Origin of the sequence: uncultured Jatrophihabitans sp. (assembly GCF_964244045.1) — a bacterium.
GTDB lineage: Bacteria > Actinomycetota > Actinomycetes > Mycobacteriales > Jatrophihabitantaceae > Jatrophihabitans.
Window position 1 is genome coordinate 7,919 of record NZ_CAXTHK010000025.1, and the last position, 17,404, is coordinate 25,322.

The 17,404-nt window shown below is 67.7% G+C and carries 17 protein-coding genes and 3 tRNA genes; 14 read left to right on the forward strand and 6 right to left on the reverse strand.

Annotation, left to right across the window (positions count from 1 at the left end):
- The first annotated feature begins 197 nt into the window (after positions 1–197).
- From ACFFC4_RS16630 to ACFFC4_RS16655, 6 genes are all read left to right on the forward strand, one after another.
- A complete protein-coding gene (locus tag ACFFC4_RS16630; RefSeq protein ID WP_375502883.1) occupies positions 198–1,286 on the forward strand; it encodes a DUF2235 domain-containing protein in 1,089 nt (362 codons plus the stop codon).
- Between the two features lie 230 nt (positions 1,287–1,516).
- Positions 1,517–2,263: a response regulator gene (locus ACFFC4_RS16635; RefSeq protein ID WP_375502885.1), complete on the forward strand. Its 747-nt coding sequence runs from the start codon at positions 1,517–1,519 to the stop codon at positions 2,261–2,263.
- Between the two features lie 14 nt (positions 2,264–2,277).
- Complete coding sequence (locus ACFFC4_RS16640; RefSeq protein WP_375502887.1) at positions 2,278–2,622, forward strand: response regulator; 345 nt, start codon at positions 2,278–2,280, stop codon at positions 2,620–2,622.
- A gap of 60 nt (positions 2,623–2,682) precedes the next feature.
- Positions 2,683–4,587 (forward strand): ATP-binding protein, encoded by a 1,905-nt coding sequence (locus tag ACFFC4_RS16645; RefSeq protein WP_375502889.1) that lies wholly within the window; start codon positions 2,683–2,685, stop codon positions 4,585–4,587.
- Positions 4,571–6,238: an ATP-binding protein gene (locus ACFFC4_RS16650; protein ID WP_375502891.1), complete on the forward strand. Its 1,668-nt coding sequence runs from the start codon at positions 4,571–4,573 to the stop codon at positions 6,236–6,238. The genes ACFFC4_RS16645 and ACFFC4_RS16650 overlap by 17 nt, the downstream gene beginning before the upstream one ends.
- 42 nt (positions 6,239–6,280) lie before the next feature.
- Complete coding sequence (locus tag ACFFC4_RS16655) at positions 6,281–6,676, forward strand: response regulator transcription factor (RefSeq protein ID WP_375502893.1); 396 nt, start codon at positions 6,281–6,283, stop codon at positions 6,674–6,676.
- 18 nt (positions 6,677–6,694) lie between these two features.
- Here ACFFC4_RS16655 and ACFFC4_RS16660 read toward each other — a convergent pair whose 3' ends face one another.
- The 3 genes from ACFFC4_RS16660 to ACFFC4_RS16670 all read right to left on the reverse strand — a co-directional run bounded on the left by ACFFC4_RS16660 (position 6,695) and on the right by ACFFC4_RS16670 (position 10,244).
- A complete protein-coding gene (locus ACFFC4_RS16660) occupies positions 6,695–7,261 on the reverse strand; it encodes a Uma2 family endonuclease (protein ID WP_375502895.1) in 567 nt (188 codons plus the stop codon).
- 69 nt (positions 7,262–7,330) lie between these two features.
- Complete coding sequence (locus tag ACFFC4_RS16665) at positions 7,331–8,377, reverse strand: 2-oxoacid:ferredoxin oxidoreductase subunit beta (RefSeq protein ID WP_375502897.1); 1,047 nt, start codon at positions 8,375–8,377, stop codon at positions 7,331–7,333.
- A 1-nt stretch (position 8,378) separates the two neighbouring features.
- Positions 8,379–10,244: a 2-oxoacid:acceptor oxidoreductase subunit alpha gene (locus ACFFC4_RS16670; protein WP_375502899.1), complete on the reverse strand. Its 1,866-nt coding sequence runs from the start codon at positions 10,242–10,244 to the stop codon at positions 8,379–8,381.
- A 247-nt stretch (positions 10,245–10,491) separates the two neighbouring features.
- On the opposite strand from ACFFC4_RS16670, the gene ACFFC4_RS16675 reads away from it, so the two are divergent.
- Positions 10,492–10,902: a hypothetical protein gene (locus ACFFC4_RS16675; protein ID WP_375502901.1), complete on the forward strand. Its 411-nt coding sequence runs from the start codon at positions 10,492–10,494 to the stop codon at positions 10,900–10,902.
- A 5-nt stretch (positions 10,903–10,907) separates the two neighbouring features.
- On the opposite strand, the gene ACFFC4_RS16680 is transcribed toward ACFFC4_RS16675, so the two are convergent.
- The gene (locus ACFFC4_RS16680; protein WP_375502903.1) at positions 10,908–11,396 is read right to left on the reverse strand and encodes a beta-class carbonic anhydrase; all 489 of its coding nucleotides are present in this window, start codon (positions 11,394–11,396) and stop codon (positions 10,908–10,910) included.
- Between the two features lie 40 nt (positions 11,397–11,436).
- Here ACFFC4_RS16680 and htpX point away from each other — a divergent pair, with 40 nt between their 5' ends.
- On the forward strand, positions 11,437–12,294 hold the full coding sequence (gene htpX, locus ACFFC4_RS16685; RefSeq protein ID WP_375502905.1) for a zinc metalloprotease HtpX: 858 nt from the start codon (positions 11,437–11,439) through the stop codon (positions 12,292–12,294).
- Between the two features lie 323 nt (positions 12,295–12,617).
- Positions 12,618–13,529 (forward strand): EamA family transporter RarD, encoded by a 912-nt coding sequence (rarD, locus tag ACFFC4_RS16690; protein WP_375502907.1) that lies wholly within the window; start codon positions 12,618–12,620, stop codon positions 13,527–13,529.
- A 92-nt stretch (positions 13,530–13,621) separates the two neighbouring features.
- On the opposite strand, the gene ACFFC4_RS16695 is transcribed toward rarD, so the two are convergent.
- Positions 13,622–14,113: a YajQ family cyclic di-GMP-binding protein gene (locus tag ACFFC4_RS16695; protein WP_375502909.1), complete on the reverse strand. Its 492-nt coding sequence runs from the start codon at positions 14,111–14,113 to the stop codon at positions 13,622–13,624.
- 82 nt (positions 14,114–14,195) lie between these two features.
- Here ACFFC4_RS16695 and ACFFC4_RS16700 point away from each other — a divergent pair.
- Positions 14,196–14,277 (forward strand) — tRNA-Tyr (locus ACFFC4_RS16700).
- A gap of 74 nt (positions 14,278–14,351) precedes the next feature.
- Here ACFFC4_RS16700 and ACFFC4_RS16705 read toward each other — a convergent pair.
- Positions 14,352–15,614, reverse strand: coding sequence for a GGDEF domain-containing protein (locus ACFFC4_RS16705; protein WP_375502911.1), 1,263 nt, complete (start codon positions 15,612–15,614; stop codon positions 14,352–14,354).
- Between the two features lie 513 nt (positions 15,615–16,127).
- Between ACFFC4_RS16705 and ACFFC4_RS16710 the strand changes: the two genes are divergently transcribed.
- The 4 genes from ACFFC4_RS16710 (at position 16,128) to ACFFC4_RS16725 (ending at position 17,403) form a co-directional block, all read left to right on the forward strand.
- Positions 16,128–16,200: transfer RNA gene (locus tag ACFFC4_RS16710), tRNA-Thr, on the forward strand.
- Positions 16,201–16,244: 44 nt separating this feature from the next.
- Positions 16,245–16,318: transfer RNA gene (locus ACFFC4_RS16715), tRNA-Met, on the forward strand.
- Positions 16,319–16,358: 40 nt separating this feature from the next.
- Entirely contained in the window at positions 16,359–16,523 is a 165-nt protein-coding gene (gene rpmG / locus ACFFC4_RS16720) for a 50S ribosomal protein L33 (protein ID WP_375502913.1), read from the forward strand.
- Positions 16,524–16,692: 169 nt separating this feature from the next.
- The gene (locus ACFFC4_RS16725; RefSeq protein ID WP_375502915.1) at positions 16,693–17,403 is read left to right on the forward strand and encodes a TetR family transcriptional regulator; all 711 of its coding nucleotides are present in this window, start codon (positions 16,693–16,695) and stop codon (positions 17,401–17,403) included.
- Position 17,404 lies beyond the last annotated feature (1 nt).

A 17,404-nucleotide genomic window follows, 5' to 3' on the forward strand; every position in this document is an offset into this window, starting at 1 on the left:
CGGCGATGGTCCTGGTATCCCCGGGACCTTGGTCCTCCTAACACAGATCTCACATATCCGGGTGGCGCAGGAAGCTGCCCCGTCTCCGACTGATCACGACGTGCAATGCCGCCACTCGGCTGCAAACCCGCCACTCGGTGCCGGGTTGCACCGCGCAGGCGTTCTCAACGGCAGGATCTCGGCCCAAGGAGGTCGTGATGCCGAAACGACTTGTGGTGTGCTGCGACGGCACGTGGAACCGGCCGGACCAGGTGACGCGGGCGCCTGCGTCGACGGGTGGCGTGCGCATGGAACTCCCGGCTCCGACGAACGTCGCCAAGCTGGCGCTGGCGGTGAGCCCGCAGGACGGCGACGGTGTGCAGCAGTGCACCTATTACCACCGCGGCGTCGGGACGACCCGCCGCGAGCGCCTCCGCGGCGGGGCGTTCGGGCTGGGTTTGGCCGCCAACGTGCGCGACGCCTACCGCTTCCTGGTCAACTGCTACGAACCCGGCGACGAGCTGTACTTCTTCGGGTTCAGCCGCGGCGCGTTCACCGCCCGCAGCGCCGCGGGGTTCGTCCGTAACGCCGGCATCCTGCGGCCCGAGCACGCGGATCGGCTGTCGGACGCGTACGCCCTGTACCGCAGCCGCGGCGCGCATCCGGTCAGCACCGAAGCCACGTTGTTCCGTCGGACCTACTCCTACGAGACGCGGATCAAATTCATCGGCGTCTGGGACACGGTCGGCGCGCTCGGCATCCCCGTCAACGGGTTGCGCATCCTCAACCGGCGCAACCAGTTCCACGACGTTGCGCTGAGTTCGACCGTCGACGCCGCCTACCAGGCCCTGGCCATCGACGAGCGACGTCGCCCGTTCCGGCCTGCGGTGTGGTTGCCGCCTACGTCCGACACGCAGGTTGTCGAGCAGGTCTGGTTTGCCGGCGTGCACTGCGACGTCGGCGGCGGCAACGCTCATCACGGGCTGTCGGACATCCCGCTGGAGTGGCTGGTGGGCAAAGCCGTCGAGCACGGCCTGGCCGTCGACGCCGAGACCCTCAAGCAGGGACGGTGGGACGAACGCTTCGCAGGTGACCCCACCCAACCCGACCCGCTTGCTCCGGCCGGCAACTCCTACACCAGCTTCTACCGGCTCACCCGACCGTGGCGTCGGCCGATCGGCGCGACGTCAACGGTGTCGGAGTCCGCGTCCTCCACCGGCGTCCTGCGTCGTGAACGCGACCAGCACTACCGACCCCCGAACCTGGACAGCTACCTCGACGACGACGGGCGCGTCACCCCCGTCTGACGGTCCACGCATCTGGTCGCGCAACGAGGTGAGTTACGACGGGCCGCGGCGACGGTAGGCTCTGCGCCGACGACCCCCGGGGGACACGAGGCGACGTGACACATTCCGACCACACAGATGGGTTAGACGGATCATCGTCGGGTCTGCCGCCGGCCGATTCGCACCTTTCGCCCGAGCCTGTGCCGCCTGCGCCGCCTGTGCCGCCTGTGCCGCGCCGACCGGCTCGCGTCGTGATCGCCGACGACGACGACGACATCCGGTTGCTGCTCACCATGGCCATGGCCAACCGGGCTGACATCGAACTGATCGCCGAGGCCACGCACGGCGCGGACGCCATCCGTCTCGTCGAGGCCCTGCGGCCCGACCTGCTGGTACTCGACGTCGAGATGCCGGTGCTCGACGGCATCAGTGCGCTGCCCAGGTTGCGGGAGGTCTCGCCGGACACCCGCGTGGTCATGTTCTCGGCCAGCAACACGCCTGATCACCACCGACGAGCCTTCGCGGCGGGCGCCGCCGCCTACGTCCGCAAGGGGGCGCCGGCCAGCTCGCTGGTCGACGACCTGTTGCAGGCCGGCGAATTGCTCGACTCCGTGGTCGGCTCGCTCACCCGCTATTCGCGTCTGGTCGATGTCGCGCACGACGCCACCGTCCCGGCCCGCGCCCGTCGCTTCGCGGTCGACACGCTGTCGAGCTGGGGCGAGCGCAGCGTGCTCGAGACCGTCGCATTGCTGGTCAGCGAGTTGGTCACCAACGTCATCGTGCACACCAGCACCGCACCGGAACTCGGCGTGCGCCTGTTCGACGACCGGGTGCACGTCGAGGTCTTCGACGCCGACCCGACGGCCCCGGCGCCACGCACCGCCCAGGACCACGAGGCGTCCGGGCGGGGCATGGCCATTCTCGAGACCCTGGCCCTGGACTGGGGTTGGGTTCCGACGAACGGCGGCAAGGTCGTCTGGTTCGACGTCAGCCGGTGAGTGGCTGACCGCCAATGGCCCGCATCGTCATCGCCGACAACGACCCCGACGCCCTCGACTTGCTGCTGCTCGACCTGCGCCTCGAGGGCCACGAGGTGATCGGCGCGACCGGGGGCGACGCAGCCCGCCGGCTGGTCGACTCGTTCGCCGCCGACGTCGTCGTGCTCGATCACCGCATGCCGCCGGGGCCCACAGGCCTGGAGACTGCCCTGAGACTGCGTGCCGAACGTCCAGACCTGCGGTTGGTGATCTACAGCAACTACCAGTCCGCCGACCTCGTCCGGCAGGCGGCACAGCACGAAATTCGATTCCTACCAAAAGGCAATCTACGGACACTTCGGGCCGCAATTACGGCGTGAGGCGCGACTCGGGCTGTTTGGTTACTGTTGGTAGCGCCTATACCGGGTTACTGTCCGGCTGTGCCGCTGACCCCCGCCCAGCGAATGCGACTCGCGCTCGCCGTCGCGGTATCCCTGCTGATCGGCCTGGTCGTGGCCGCCCTAGTCGTGCGCAGCGGGCGCGACAACGCGCGCACCCGGGCCGACGCTGCCATCCGCTCCGACGTCGCCACCGACGCCAATACCGTCCGCACGGAGCTGGTCGACCAGCGGACCGCGGCCGCCACGACCGGCGGCAGGGTGTATGCCGCCGCCGACGTCGCTCGGGCCCCGATCTCGCCGGACGCTGCCGTCAACGCCCGTGACAGCGGCACCGCGACCCTGGACGATGAAGCGCGACCGGTGAGCATCGTGGTGCCGGTTTACCGGGGCGGCGCCGAACCGGCCAATACGGCATCGCGTCGGCAAACGATCGTCGCCTACCGCGTCGTGCCAGTGCAGTTGACCTCGACGCTGTCCAAGCTTCGGCCGAGCTCGGGTGGGATCACCGTGTCCGGGCCTGACCGGCTGGTCGCCGCGAGCCCGCGGGCGGCCCCGGCCGGCGCCCGCAGCTTCGCCGTCGACCTGCAGATGAGGTCGGCGCCGGGGTGGAGCGTCGAGGTGTGGCGGCCCAACCCGGGCGTGCCCGGCACCTCGTGGCTGTGGGCGGCACTGCTGTTGGCGTTGTTCGGCGGGTTCGGCGGGGTGATGACGTGGCTGTTGCTGCGTGTGGCCAGGTCGGAGCAGCAGGTCCACCTGTTGGAGCTCGACCGCGCCGTCGTCACCGGTCTCGCGCCGATGATGCAACGCAGCCTGGACATCGGCGACGTCATCCCCGAGGTGTCCGTGCACCTCGTCGACCGCCTCGAGCTCGCCGGGCTGAGCCTGTCGACGCGCGGCGAATTCGGCGAACGCGCGGTCTTCGGGTGGGGCACGCCGCCGGACACCAGCGTGGCGCCGAGCCCGGTCCGTCCGGAACGGCTCGAGACGGGGGAGACCTTCGCCGTCGCCCTGGCCCGCGGCGGTCGGGTGTTCGGCATGCTGCGCGTCGTCGCTGGTCCGCCGCTCGGGCCCTACCAGCTGGCGTCGCTCAGCACCGTCGGTGAGCTGCTGGGCTCGACCCTGGCGAACGCCGAGGCCTTCGCCCGGCAGCAGGAACTGCTTGCCCGGTTGAACGCGGTCGACGAACTCAAGACCGTCTTCCTGGCCACGGCTTCGCACGAGCTGCGCACGCCGGTGGCCGCGATCGTCGGCTTCTCCAGCCTGTTGCTCGAGCAGTGGGACACCCTGCCGACCGAGCGGTCGAAGCCGCTCGTCGAGCGGGTGATGGTCAACGGCCGCCGCCTCGACGCGCTGATCGAGCAGCTGCTGGACTTCTCCCGCCTGGAGCGGGGCCTGCCGACCATAGGCGACGAGACCATCGAGCTCGGTGCCGGTGTCGCCCGCATCCTTGCGGAGCAGACCGAGATCGCCGCCAAACACACCCTCGAGCTCGTTATCGCGACCGAGGACGCCGTCGTGCGTGGGTCGAGCACGGCCCTCGAGCGCATCGTCATCAACCTGGTGGGCAACGCGGCCAAGTACTCCCCGGCCGGCACCCGCATCACCGTGACGGTGCGCGTCGACGCCGACGAGGCTGTCCTGATCGTCGACGACGAAGGCCCCGGCGTGGCGCTGGCCGATCGCGAACGGGTGTTCAGTCGCTTCTACCGCGGCAAGGGCGACGCCGTCACCCGCACCCGTGGGGCCGGCGTAGGCCTGGCCATCGTTGCCGAGTATGCCGCCGCGATGACCGCCCGCGTGGCCGTCGAAGATGCGCCGAGCGGGGGAGCACGCTTCGTCGTCGCCTTCCCCGTCATCGAGCTGCGTGCTCCGGTCGATTCGGACGCGGACGCGGACGCGGATGCGGACGTCGATGAGGGGAGGATGGATGTCGCGTTCTCGTGACAGCGTGGTGCCGGCCATCGCGGCCGCCGTCGTGGTTGCCGTCGCCATCAGCGTGGTGGTGCTCCTGCGCACGGCCGCGAACCGTGGGGTCGACGCGCTGACCCGCGCGAAGCTGGAACAGGTGCAGACCACGGCCTCAAGTTTCGACGCCCGCGTGGCCGCGCAGCTCACGTCGGCAAGCGGGCTCGGAACCGCGTCCTGGCAGCTGACGCCCGACAGCACCAGTGACAACCGGATCCTCAAGAGCTACGCCGTTGACCCAGCGGCGCAGTCCGGCTTCTTCCTGGTCAACGCGCAGGGCTCGGTTACTGCGGGAGTGCTGCTGCGCCCCGGCGTTCTGGGAAGCAGCTACTCGCCCGTCGGCGGGTGGGCGTCGGTGAAGCAGCGGCTGGTCGCGCGCTCCGCGTTCGTCCTGCCTGCGACGAGAACGGGACTCACCACCGAGCTGCCCAAGTACGACTTCGTCGTCGCCATCCGCGGCGCCAACGGTAAGGGTGTGCGCGGCGCCCTGGTGTTCGAGCAAGCCATCAGCGCGACGTCCGCGTTCGAGACCGAGATCGCCAAGCTGGCCGACAACACCGCCTCGAGCGTCGCCTGGTACTTCATCGACAGCCGCGGCACGGTCGTGGCCGACACTCGCCCCAGTGGTCTCGGCCGCCCGGTCGAGAACGACCGTTACCGCACGCTCCCTGAGGGCGTTGCACATGTCGACGGACGGATCGTGGTGTCTGCCGACGTGCCGAGCATCGGCTGGCGGATCGTGTTCCGCGAGGACAGCGGGCAGTTCGAGAAGGCGCTGTCCGGTCCGTTGCAGCAGGTCGGGCTGATCCTGGTGCTGTTGCTGCTCGGTGTCGGGCTGCTGCTGTTCACGATCCTGATGCGCCGCCTGCGCGATGCCCGCGAGCAGCAGAAGCGGCTGCGGGCCCTGAACCGCTCGCAGGCCGAGTTCGTGTCCGTCGTCTCGCACGAGTTGCGCACGCCGGTCGCCGGCATCCTCGGGTTCCTCCAGACGACCGTCGACCACTGGCCGGCGCTCAGCGACAGCGACCGTCTCGAAACTGTGCAGCGCGCCGTCGCCAACGCGCGGCGGCTGCAGGCCATGGCCCGCGACGTCCTGGACGCCGAGACAATCGGGTCCGGGCGCTTCGGCTACTCCTTCGCACGGATCGAGCTGGGCTCCGAGGTCCGCACTGCGGTCGCCGCGGCCGGTGACGTCGACCCGACCCGCCGGGTCGTGATCACCGGTGCCACCGCGCCGGTATGGGTCGACGCCGACCCCGACCGGCTGCAGCAGGTGCTGGGCAACCTGCTCGAGAACGCCCGCAACAACAGCCCGGCCGGCGAGCCTGTCACCGTGCAGACCGAGGTTCTGGACGCCGGGACGGACGAGCCGGGCCGGGTGCGGGTGTCGGTGATCGATCACGGCCCCGGGGTGGACGCCGACACGCAGGAGCGGATCTTCGAAAAATTCTCCCGCGGCAGCGATGATGCGGTCACCGGAACGGGCCTAGGTCTTTACATAGCCCGTACTGTGGTTGAAGCCCACCATGGGCGGATTTGGTGCGAAAGTGACCCCGGCGTGCGTACTGCGTTCATCGTGGAGCTCCCGATTGCGCAGCACGAGCACGCTCACGAGCCCGTCAGTGTGTAACTAGTTTCTAGCACCACCTAGCGAGAGCGAGACCCCCCAGTGATGGCCCCTACCGCAACGGGCAGCACCGTCCTGATCGTCGACGACGAGCCGGACATGCGCTTCCTGGCCGGCGCCGTGTTCGAAGGTTCCGAGATCGTCGTGGCCGGCGAAGCGGTCGACGGGCCTGACGCGCTGCGCGTCATCAGCCAGCTCGACCCGCCGCCGATACCTACCGTGATCCTGCTCGACAACCAGATGCCCGGTATGACGGGTCTCGAGGTCGCCGCCCGCATCCTGGCCGACCACCCCCACCAGGTGATCGTCCTGTTCAGCGCCTACCTCGACGAGAGCGTCGTGGCGCAAGCCAATCGAATCGGTATTGCGGCGTGCGTGTCGAAGAACGAGGCCATGCGCCTGCCCGAGATCATCACCGAGCTGCTGAACGAGCGCAGCTGACCGTCTCCCGGCGCGGGTCTAGGGCGCCAATGCGTCGAGGTCCAGAATTATCGGGACGGGACTGCTCAGCGCGATCCGGCCGGTCGCGGCCTGCGCCACCGGCTCGTAACGGCCGTCGGTGAGCGCGAACGCATCCAGCGCCACCGGCCCGTCGAGGTCGAGGATCCAATAGTTTGGAATTCCCGCGTCGGCATAGTCGGCCAGCTTCATGATGCGGTCGATCCGTCGTGACCCGGGCGAGATGATCTCGACCGCCAACAGGACGTCTCGGGCCGACAGCCGCTTGGGGTGGCCGGCTACCGTGGTCGCCGACACCACCACCACGTCCGGCTGGCGCACGGTTGGCGGGAAGCTCGAGCTGAGCACAACGTCGATGTCGCACACCGTGACGGCAGGGTGGCCGGTCAGCGCAGACTCCAACTGCTGCGCAACCACGAACATCGCTCTCTGGTGCCGCACAGAGGGTGTCGGGCTCATCTGCAGCACCCCCTCGACCAGTTCGGCCCAGCGGTAGGCGTCATCGTCGCCGAGCGCGTCCCACTGCTCGAGCGTGAGCAGGTCGCCGGACCACGTCAGCGAACTCATGGCGTCACCCCCGTCGGTCATCGGAAGTATGCCGCAGCAGGTCGCGTCCAGCGGGGCTTTTCCACAGCCTCAGGCGTCGACGGTCCAGGTGTCGGCGCCGGCGATGAGCTGCTGCAAAGCGGCGGCGTCGCCCGGCGCCTTCGCGGCAGCGACGTCGAGCTGGTCGGCCATCATGGTGTCGTAGACGGGCCGAGCGACGTCGCGGAAGACGCCCATCGGCGCGTAGGCGCCACCGTCGGGAGCGGCGAGCGTGCCCGAAGAAAGCCGGGACAGGGCGAAGGCGTAGGACGGGTCGTCGCGGTGCGCGTCGTGAATGACGACGCGCGGGTCGCCCTCGGCCACGCCGTCCACCACGGACAGCGCGCCGTACTCGTCGCGAACCACGGCCTTCGATCCGTCGGCGCCGAAACGCAGCGGCTGGCCGTGCTCCATGCGGATCGTCCAGTCGTCGCGGGTCTCGGAGTCCTTGAGGACGTCGAACGCACCGTCGTTGAAGATGTTGCAGTTCTGGTAGATCTCGACGAGCGCGGTGCCCTGGTGATCGGCCGCAGCGCGCAGCACGCCCTGCAGATGCTTGCGGTCCGAGTCCAACGTCCGCCCCACGAACGTGGCCTCGGCGCCCAACGCGACCGAGACCGGGTTGAACGGCGCGTCGATCGAGCCCATCGGCGAGGATTTCGTGATCTTGCCGAGTTCGGACGCAGGGGAGTACTGACCCTTGGTCAGGCCGTAGATGCGGTTGTTGAACAGCAGGATCTTGAGGTTGACGTTGCGGCGCAGCGCATGGATCAGGTGGTTCCCGCCGATCGACAAAGCGTCGCCGTCACCGGTGACCACCCAGACCGACAGCTCCGGCCGCGAGGTTGACAGGCCGGTGGCGATCGCCGGAGCCCGGCCGTGGATGGAGTGCATGCCGTAGGTGTTCATGTAGTACGGGAACCGGCTTGAGCAGCCGATCCCGGAGATGAACACGATGTCTTCCTTGGGCACGCCGAGCTCGGGCATGAAACCCTGCACCGCGGCCAGGATCGCGTAGTCGCCGCAGCCGGGGCACCAGCGGACTTCCTGGTCGGTCTTGAAATCCTTGGCCTTCAGACCCAGGTCCGGGGTAGCCATCTCATGCTCCTATCGCGGCGAGCAGCATCTCGGCCAGCTCGTCGGCTTTGAACGGCATGCCGCGCACCTGCGTCACCGAGAGTGCGTCGACGAGGTACTTCGCTCGAATCAGGGTGGCGAGCTGGCCCAGGTTCATCTCGGGGATGACGACCTTGTCGTAGCGGGCCAGGATGTCGCCGAGATCGTCCGGGAACGGGTTCAGGTGCCGCAGGTGGGCCTGCGCGATCGACGCCCCGGCGGCCCGGACCTGCCGGCACGCCGCCCCGATCGGTCCGTACGTCGAACCCCACCCGAGCACGAGCACTCGTGCGTCGTGGGACGGGTCCTCGACCTGCATGGGCGGCAGCGAGCGGGCGATGCCGTCGACCTTGGCCTGCCGGGTGCGAACCATGAAGTCATGGTTGTCGGCGTCGTAGGAGATGTTGCCGGTGCGGTCGGCCTTCTCGATCCCACCGATGCGATGCTCCAGACCCGGCGTGCCGGGCACCGCCCACGGGCGGGCCAGCGTCTCCGGGTCGCGTAGGTAGGGCAGGTACTCGCCCGCCCCGCCGTTGGCGGTCGGCTCACCGTTGAGCTCGGTCTGGAAGTCCACGTGCAGGTCGGGCAACGCATCGACGGACGGGACGGTCCACGGCTCGGAACCGTTGGCCAGATACCCGTCGGACAGCAGGAACACCGGCGTGCGGTAGGTCAGCGCGATCCGGGCCGCCTCGAGCGCGGCGTCGAAGCAGTCACCCGGTGACTGCGGGGCCACGATCGGCACCGGCGCCTCACCGTTGCGTCCGAACATCGCCTGCAGCAGGTCGGATTGCTCGGTCTTGGTCGGCAGGCCGGTCGACGGGCCACCACGCTGCACGTCGATGATCACCAACGGCAACTCCAGCGACACCGCCAACCCGATGGTCTCGCCCTTGAGCGCGATTCCCGGACCCGAGGACGTGGTGACGCCCAGCGCCCCTCCGAAGGACGCCCCGAGCGCGGCGCCGATGCCGGCGATCTCGTCCTCGGCCTGGAACGTCCGCACGCCGAAGCGCTTGTGCTTGGACAGCTCGTGCAGGATGTCGCTAGCGGGCGTGATCGGGTACGCGCCCAGGAACACCGGCAGCCCCGAGCGCTGACCGGCGGCGACCAGGCCGTAGGCCAGGGCGAGGTTGCCGGGGATGTTGCGGTACGTGCCCGGGGCGACGGTGGCCGGCTTGACCTCGTAGGAGACGCCGAACGCCTCGGTCGTCTCCCCGAAGTGGTAACCGGCCTTGAACGCGGCGATGTTGGCGTCGGCGATGTCGGGCTTGTTCGCGAACTTCGTCCGCACGAACTCCAACGTCCCCTCGACCGGACGCGAGTACATCCACGACAACAGGCCCAGCGCGAACATGTTCTTGCTTCGGCCGGCGTCCTTTCGGGACAGCTCAGTGCCCTCAAGGGCATCCAGCGTCAGCTGGGTGAGGTCGACCGCGTGCACCTGGAACCCGTCCAGCGACCCGTCCTCGAGAGGATTGGACGACCAACCCACCCGGGCCAGCGCGCGGGTGGTGAAGTCGCGGGTGTCCACGATCAGGGTCCCGCCCTTGCCCATGTCGGCCAGGTTCGCCTTCAACGCCGCCGGGTTCATAGCGACAAGAACGTCTGGTCGGTCGCCCGGGGTCAGGATGTCGTGATCAGCGAAGTGCACCTGGAAGGACGAGACACCGGCAAGCGTGCCCTGTGGTGCGCGGATCTCAGCCGGGAAGTTGGGGAAGGTAGCGAGGTCGTTGCCGAAGACCGCCGTCTCCTGGGTGAACCGGTCACCCGTCAGCTGCATGCCATCCCCGGAGTCGCCGGCGATCCGGATCACGACCTGATCGAGCTGTTCGACGTTCTTCGCCATGCGCTGCACTGCCTCCGTGCGTCGAGTTCGCGATGTCGCGGCACCTGCTGGAAAACACGCTGGCAACATCTAGCATCGCAACCTCGACAGTCTACGTACAGGAACGTCGGGTTGCGCCGTGTGGCGTGTCACTGCCATCGCTGTCTGAGCCGGTGTCCGTTTGGTCCGCGTCGTGATCGAACCGCAGGTACCGGGTACACCGTGGTTCAGTCAGCGAGATCAACGTCCCGAGCCTCAGGAGTCCGTCATGGCCGATATGGTGCTTCCGGCATTCGAGATGGACTGCCGTGACTGGTTGGTGGTCAGCCCCAGCGAGGCGGGCATGCCCGAGGAGGCCGAGGGCGCCCCATTGCTCGCGGTACTCAGCACCATGGTCGTGGAGGAAGACATTCGCGAGGCCACCGGTGCGCTCACCGTCGGCATCATCGAAGACAAGGACGACCTCGACACCCGGGCCGTCGCGCCGGGTTCGACCGCGCGCGAACTGCTCGACTTCGACCCGCAGCCGGGTACGCGGCGCTACGTCATGCCCGCGCCGGGCGAGCAGCGGTTAGCACTGCTGGCCGAATTCGTGGTTGAGGACGACCTCGCGGCCGAGCTGGATCAGCGCGTCGAACGGCTGATGGCCTCGTTCCGCTGGCAGGAGAACGTCGCCTGACCTGCTCAGGTCGCCTCGATCAGCAGCCCCTTGTCGACGTCGAACACGAACGCGCGCACGTTGTCGCGGTGCGGCAGCCAGCCACAGCCGCGGACGATGTCCAGCGAGCGGCGGGCCTGATCGTGCACGTCGGTGAAGCCGGGCGTGTTCCACGGCGGGCGCTGATCGGTCTCGATCGTCAGCTCTGAGCGGAACGCCTCGTCGTCGAAGCCGTTCATCCCGCAATTGGTGTGATGGATGACCGCGACCTCTCGGGTGCCGAGGGCGCGTTGGCTGATGGCCAACGAACGCAGCATGTCATCGGTGGGCAGGCCACCGGCGTTGCGCAGCAGGTGCGCGTCGCCGATCTCCAGGCCGAGCGCTTCGAACAAGTCCAATCTCGAGTCCATGCAGCTGACAACCGCGAGCTTCAGCTTCGGGTGGAGCGGGCGGGGCCCTGGAAAGACCTGAACGTAACGCTGGTTGTTGGCTACGAGTTGGTCGATGGCGCTCATGCCTCGGAACCCTAACGGGCCCGTTGGACGTTCCATCCACATGCACCGAGTACAGAACGGGCTGAAAACCGCCCTGCTGTTCGGGTTACTCGGCGCCCTGCTCGTCGTCGTGGGCGGAGTGCTCGCCGGCAGCCAGGGGCTGATCATCGGACTGGTCCTCGCCCTGGCCGTCAACGCCTACAGCTACTTCAACTCCGACAAGATTGCGCTGCGCTCGATGGGGGCGCGCCCGGTCAGCGAGGTCGAGCAGCCGGCGATGTATCGCATCGTCAGTGAACTGGCCAACTCCGCCCACCAGCCGATGCCGCGCCTGTACGTCTCACCGACTGCCCAACCGAACGCCTTCGCCACCGGACGCAACCCACGGCACGCGGCGGTATGTGCCACCGCCGGGATCCTGCAGATCCTGACCGAACGCGAGCTGAGGGCGGTGCTGGGCCACGAGCTCAGCCACGTCTACAACCGCGACATCCTGATCTCGTCCGTGGCCGGCTCCTTCGCGGCAGGCATCACGATGCTCGCCAACTTCGCCATCTTCTTCGGCGGGGGCGACCGCGACCGCAACCCGTTCGCCGAGCTGCTGATGATCTTCCTCGGCCCGCTGGCGGCGTCGATCATCCAACTGTCGATCTCCCGCTCACGGGAGTATCAGGCCGATCAGTCCGGGGCGGAGCTGTCCAACGACCCGCTGGCGCTGGCCTCGGCGTTGCGCAAGCTCGAGGTGGGGACGGCGGCCGTGCCGCTGATGAAGACCCCACGGCTGCAGACGGCGTCGCACATGATGATCGCCAACCCGTTCGGCAACCTGCGCTCGGTGTTCTCCACCCACCCGCCGATGGACAAGCGCATCGCACGGCTCGAGGAGATGGCCCGTTCGGACCCGCGCTACCTGCGCTGAGCCGCTACCGACGTGCGGTGAGCGAGGCCAAGCGGGGGAGCAGGACGGTGGCGGTCAGACGTCGGCGGCGGTGCTGGACGGTGGGGAAGTGGGGCGGCATGGTGGTCAAGCTGAACGACCGGGGAATGTCGTCGCGCCACTCGGGGGAAGTTCGCGTCGAGTACATGAGTGAAGAGTGACACGGCTCGGGACCTAAGTCACTACCTAACACAGAATTGACATGAAATTGCCAGCGTGAAGTAGCCGGATCCGGACGAAGCGATCTGCTGGCCCGGGTCGCGACCGCCGACAACCGGATGGTCGGCCTCCGTAGGGTGACGAACGTGGACGACGAGCGGCAGGGCCTGGTCTACGGCGCGTCGGCCTACCTGCTGTGGGGGATCTTCCCGCTCTACTTCCCGCTGCTGAAGCCGGCGGGGACGATCGAGATCCTGGCCATGCGGATGGCGTGGTCGTTGATCGTAATGCTTGTCGTGCTCCGGGTTGGCGGGCACAGCACCGGCGTCCGGCAGATCCTGCACAACCGCCGTCAGCTCGTGCTGCTGGCCCTGGCCGCCGGGCTCGTCACCTGCAACTGGGGCACTTACGTCTACGGGGTCAACTCCGGTCACGTCGTCGAGACCAGCCTCGGGTACTTCATCAACCCGCTGATCACGATCCTGCTGGCCGTGATCTTCCTGCGTGAACGGCTGCGACGGGCGCAGTGGGTCGCCGTCGCGATCGGGGTCGTGGCCGTCGGCATCATCACCGTCGACTACGGGCACCTGCCGTGGATCGCGCTCGTCCTTGCGTTCTCCTTCGGCCTCTACGGCTTCTGCAAGAAGCAGGCCAACGCCGGCGCAGTCGAGTCGATGGCGGTCGAGACGGGCGTACAGATCGTCCCGGCCCTGATCGCGATCGCGGCGATCGCTGCTAACGGCAACCTCGTGTTCGGCACCCGCACCCCGACGTCGTTCCTGCTGGCCGGGCTCGGGCTGATCACCGTGGTCCCGCTGCTCTTCTTCGCGGCCGGGACCCGCCGCCTGCCGCTGTCGGTGATCGGCCTGCTGCAGTACCTGGCTCCGGTGCTGCAGTTCGCGGTCGGCGTCGGCATCCGGCACGAGGACGTCCCGGGCACCGAGCTGGTCGGGTTCTGCCTGGTCTGGGTTGCCCTCATCGTGCTCAGCGTCGACGGCGTCCGCCATCAGCGTGCCGGGCGCCGGCCCGAGCAGTCTGCCGACTCCGTCGCCGCCTAACCCCCTTCGGTGATCAACAGCGCTGAAACGTCGTCTCACGACGTTTCAGCGCTGTTGATCACCAAGAAAGAGGGTGCGCGCGCCGCGATGGTTCAGCGGTAGTTGGCGAACTGCACCGGGAAGTCGAGGTCGGCGCCCTTGAGCAGTGCCTGGACGTCCTGCAGCGCGTCCTTCTTCTTGGCCGACACCCGCACCTGGTCGTCCTGGATCGCCGCCTGCACGCCCTTCGGACCCTCGTCCTTGATGAGCTTGACGATCTTTCGGGCGTTGTCCTTGTCGATGCCCTGGCGCAGGGTGCCGGTGATCGCATAGCCCTTGCCGGACGTGTGCGGGTCGCCGGCGTCGAAGGCTTTCATCGAGATCGAGCGCTTGACCAGCTTCTCTTTGAACACCTCGAGGGCGGCCCTGACGCGGTCCTCGGTGTCGGCCTTGATCGTCACGCCCAGCTCGCCGGCCCACTCGATCGAGGCGTTGATATTGCGGAAGTCGAAGCGCTGCGTGAGCTCCTTGGCGGTCTGGTTCAGGGCGTTGTCGACCTCCTGGCGGTCGATCTTGCTGACGACGTCGAACGACGGATCGGCCATGCTGCACTACCTCCAACGGGCGAGCGGTACCTGCACCAAGGTAGTACCGCGGCTCGGGTAGTCTCTTCTGCGCACGACCAAAGGCGGGTTGCCCGAGTGGTCAAAGGGAGCGGTCTGTAAAACCGCCGGCTCAGCCTACGTTGGTTCAAACCCAACACCCGCCACCGGACGACGAGCCCCCGGCATCAGCCCGGCGGGCTCGTTGTCATCTGCGGCCCCGAGTTGTTCGAGGAAGGGGTCAGGCGGCGGAGGCCGCGCAGACGGTATTGCGGCCGCGGTCCTTGGCCCGGTACATCGCCGTGTCGGCGTCGTCGATGAGTTGCTCGAGGGTGCCCAGCTCCGGAGCAAGTGCTGCCACGCCGAACGAGCCGGTGACGGCTGCCCCGCCCGTCGTGCCGGCGATGCGATCGCGCAGGCGATGCGCGATCTCGACGGCCCGCTCCTCCCCGACGCCAGGCAGGAAGATCACGAACTCCTCGCCGCCGTAGCGCCCGACGCAGTCCTGCGCCCGGACCTCTTCGGCGAGGATCGCGCCGATCGCGGCCAGTGCGCGGTCGCCCTCGGCGTGCCCGTAGGTGTCATTCAGCTGTTTGAAGTGGTCGAGGTCGAGCAACACCAAGGCGGCCGGTCGGCCCGCGTCTTGGCACCGGGTGAGCGAGCCGTTTGCCTGTTCGCTCCACGCCCGGTAGGTGAGGAGCCCGGTCTTGGCGTCGGTCGAGGCCATCGCGCGCAGTTCGCCGACGAGGGTGCTGCGGTGCAGCAGAGCTGCGAACAGCAGCACGACAGGGGCCAGCAGCGGAGTGTGCTCCAGCAATGCCGCCGCGACCACGGCCAGCAGCAGCTTGGCCGACTCGTAGGAGACCTCGCTGCGAGCCGGTAGCAGCTCGCGCACCGTTGGCGGGCGCAGGGCGAGGTACATCCCGACGAGCAGGACCGTCAGGTTGACGCCGCTGTAGATCAGCGCTCCGACCACCATCGCCAGCAGATCGACAACGTCAACGTGTTCGAGGCCGCCACCGAGAGCGTGGAAGGTGTACGAGGACGCGAGGGTGGCGAGCAGCACGGTCGTGCCCGTCCAGACCCATCGGTGTGCAGGTGCTGTGGAGTAGCGCTTGTTACGTATCCCGATGTGGGCATACATGAGCAGGCACTGGACAAGTGCGGCCCATGTCGGCAGGAGGAGCACTCCGGCAAACAGCAGGATGGAACTCTGCCCGATCCAGGCGCCGCGCTCGGTGTGCAGCCACACCCACATCCGCTCGACGCGATCGGTGACCTCGGCGTAGATGACGGACAGCACGACGAGCAGGCCCAGCCGGGCCCAGGCAGCGAGGTCGCCCGAGGTGTGGCCGACCACGACGACGGACGCGAGCAGCGTTACCGCTTCGACTGCAAGCAGGAAGGCGATGCCGGCGGGCCGTAGCGTCCAGATCACCCAGCGTGTGCCGAAACGCAGCGTGCGCAGCGGTTCACGAGGAGTGAACTGGCCAGCGGGAATCATGAAGCTACTTGCCCCCCAAAGCCATCTGTGCCACCGAGCCCCTCTTCCTGAGGCCCGGCCTGTCGCAAAACGCTACCGGAAGGAGCCTCCATGCGGAACTGGAGTTGGTGATAAATGCAGCTGAATCGCAGCGATTCAGCTGCATTCCCAACGGAAAGCTCAGTGGATTCGGCGAAACTCAGTGGAATGCGGAGTGAGGTGGCAGTGATGCAGAACTGGAGCTGGTAGCTGTGACGGCCTGACGTGCACAGTGCGCGTTCGGGTCATAGACCGATTTTACCTACGACTGGCTGATTGCGTGCGCAACGGGCTTGCCGGTGCTGTGTTGCGCGTTTGCACAGGCCAGGCATACTGAGCTGGTCAGGCCGCCGACCCCCCCGTTCGGCGGCCTGACTCATGTCCGCAGGCTGCCGCTTGGCCCGATTCCGGGTGTCGGGAGCGGGTGGGTGCGTCGTGTAGATTGACCCGCTGGCGCCACGAGCTGTTGCGAGTGGGCGTCGCACGTGCTCGAAGGCCCCCTTAGCTCAGTCGGCAGAGCGTCTCCATGGTAAGGAGAAGGTCTACGGTTCGATTCCGTAAGGGGGCTCGGCGTAGGCCCCGGGAATGCCCGGGCAGACGTGCAAGTTCCAGGGCGGGGTAGCTCAGGCTGGTAGAGCAAACGGCTCATAATCGTTGTGTCGCGGGTTCAAGTCCCGCCCTCGCTACACCTCACGTAATGCACCACTGACTGGAAGGGCTCCGACCGTGGCAGCCACCGACGTTCGTCCGAAGATCACCCTGGCGTGCCAGGTGTGCAAGCACCGCAACTACATCACCGTCAAGAACCGTCGTAACGACCCTGACCGGCTGGCGATGAACAAGTTTTGCCCGAACTGCACCAAGCACACCGAGCACCGCGAGACGCGCTGACCGCGCTCCGTCTGACCGACGCAGGCCCCGCCCATTCACGGCGGGGCCTGTTCTGTCTTGTCGCGTTACATGATGTGACGGTTAGAACGCGTCTAGACTCGGACCTGTCACACATATCCGACGAAGCTTCGCAGCCGGTGCGAAATGCTCGTCGGAAAGGAGCCGTGTCATGACGAGGAACTCCCTCACTTCCCCCACCCGCGAGCTGACGCCCACCGACGGTCGCCGTCTGCGCTGGACGCAGCACCGCGCCGAACGGCGAGCAGCGTTCGTCGACGCCGGCGTTCGCGCCATCGACCTGTATGGCGCCGTTGCCTCAGCCGAACAGATCGCAGAAGAAGCCGGCGTCAGCCGGACTGTGCTCTATCGCTACTTCCGCGACCGCGACGACCTACGCCAGGCCATCGCCGAGAACGCAGTACAGCAGGTGCTCGACGGGGTCATGCCGAAGCTGCAGCTGACGCCCCAGAGCACCCCGCACGAGATCATCCACGCCGCAATCAGCGTTATTGTGCGCTGGCTCGACGAGCACCCGAACCTGTACTACTTCCTGCGCAATCGCACCGACGCCTCGTCGCTCGAGTCCGTCGAAAAAACATTGGCCGATACGGTCGCTGCCCTGCTCAAGCTCGTGATGGTCTACTTCGGCATGTCCAGCGGCGTCGCCGAACCCCATGCCCACGGCATCGTCGGCTTCGTCGAGGCCAGCGGCGGTTGGTGGCTCCAGCACCGCACGATGTCGCGTGAGGCGTTCACCGAGATCGTCAGCACCGGGGTCTGGCACATGCTCGAAGGCTCCGCGCGCGACGCAGGCATCCAGCTCGGCTACGACGAGGCGCTGCCGGTCGGCGCGCCGACCCTCGGGACCGTGGAGGTCTGAA

Excerpts from the sequence above, each read along its gene's own strand:
- ACFFC4_RS16680 (WP_375502903.1), bottom strand. The coding sequence starts at position 11,396 with ATGAGCGCCATCGACCAACTCGTAGCCAACAACCAGCGTTACGTTCAG.
- ACFFC4_RS16660 (WP_375502895.1), bottom strand. The coding sequence starts at position 7,261 with ATGAGTTCGCTGACGTGGTCCGGCGACCTGCTCACGCTCGAGCAGTGG.
- ACFFC4_RS16655 (WP_375502893.1), top strand. The coding sequence starts at position 6,281 with ATGGCCCCTACCGCAACGGGCAGCACCGTCCTGATCGTCGACGACGAG.
- ACFFC4_RS16650 (WP_375502891.1), top strand. The coding sequence starts at position 4,571 with ATGTCGCGTTCTCGTGACAGCGTGGTGCCGGCCATCGCGGCCGCCGTC.
- ACFFC4_RS16670 (WP_375502899.1), bottom strand. The coding sequence starts at position 10,244 with ATGGCGAAGAACGTCGAACAGCTCGATCAGGTCGTGATCCGGATCGCC.
- ACFFC4_RS16725 (WP_375502915.1), top strand. The coding sequence starts at position 16,693 with ATGACGAGGAACTCCCTCACTTCCCCCACCCGCGAGCTGACGCCCACC.
- ACFFC4_RS16705 (WP_375502911.1), bottom strand. The coding sequence starts at position 15,614 with ATGATTCCCGCTGGCCAGTTCACTCCTCGTGAACCGCTGCGCACGCTG.
- htpX (WP_375502905.1), top strand. The coding sequence starts at position 11,437 with ATGCACCGAGTACAGAACGGGCTGAAAACCGCCCTGCTGTTCGGGTTA.
- ACFFC4_RS16665 (WP_375502897.1), bottom strand. The coding sequence starts at position 8,377 with ATGGCTACCCCGGACCTGGGTCTGAAGGCCAAGGATTTCAAGACCGAC.
- ACFFC4_RS16695 (WP_375502909.1), bottom strand. The coding sequence starts at position 14,113 with ATGGCCGATCCGTCGTTCGACGTCGTCAGCAAGATCGACCGCCAGGAG.
- ACFFC4_RS16630 (WP_375502883.1), top strand. The coding sequence starts at position 198 with ATGCCGAAACGACTTGTGGTGTGCTGCGACGGCACGTGGAACCGGCCG.
- ACFFC4_RS16675 (WP_375502901.1), top strand. The coding sequence starts at position 10,492 with ATGGCCGATATGGTGCTTCCGGCATTCGAGATGGACTGCCGTGACTGG.
- ACFFC4_RS16640 (WP_375502887.1), top strand. The coding sequence starts at position 2,278 with ATGGCCCGCATCGTCATCGCCGACAACGACCCCGACGCCCTCGACTTG.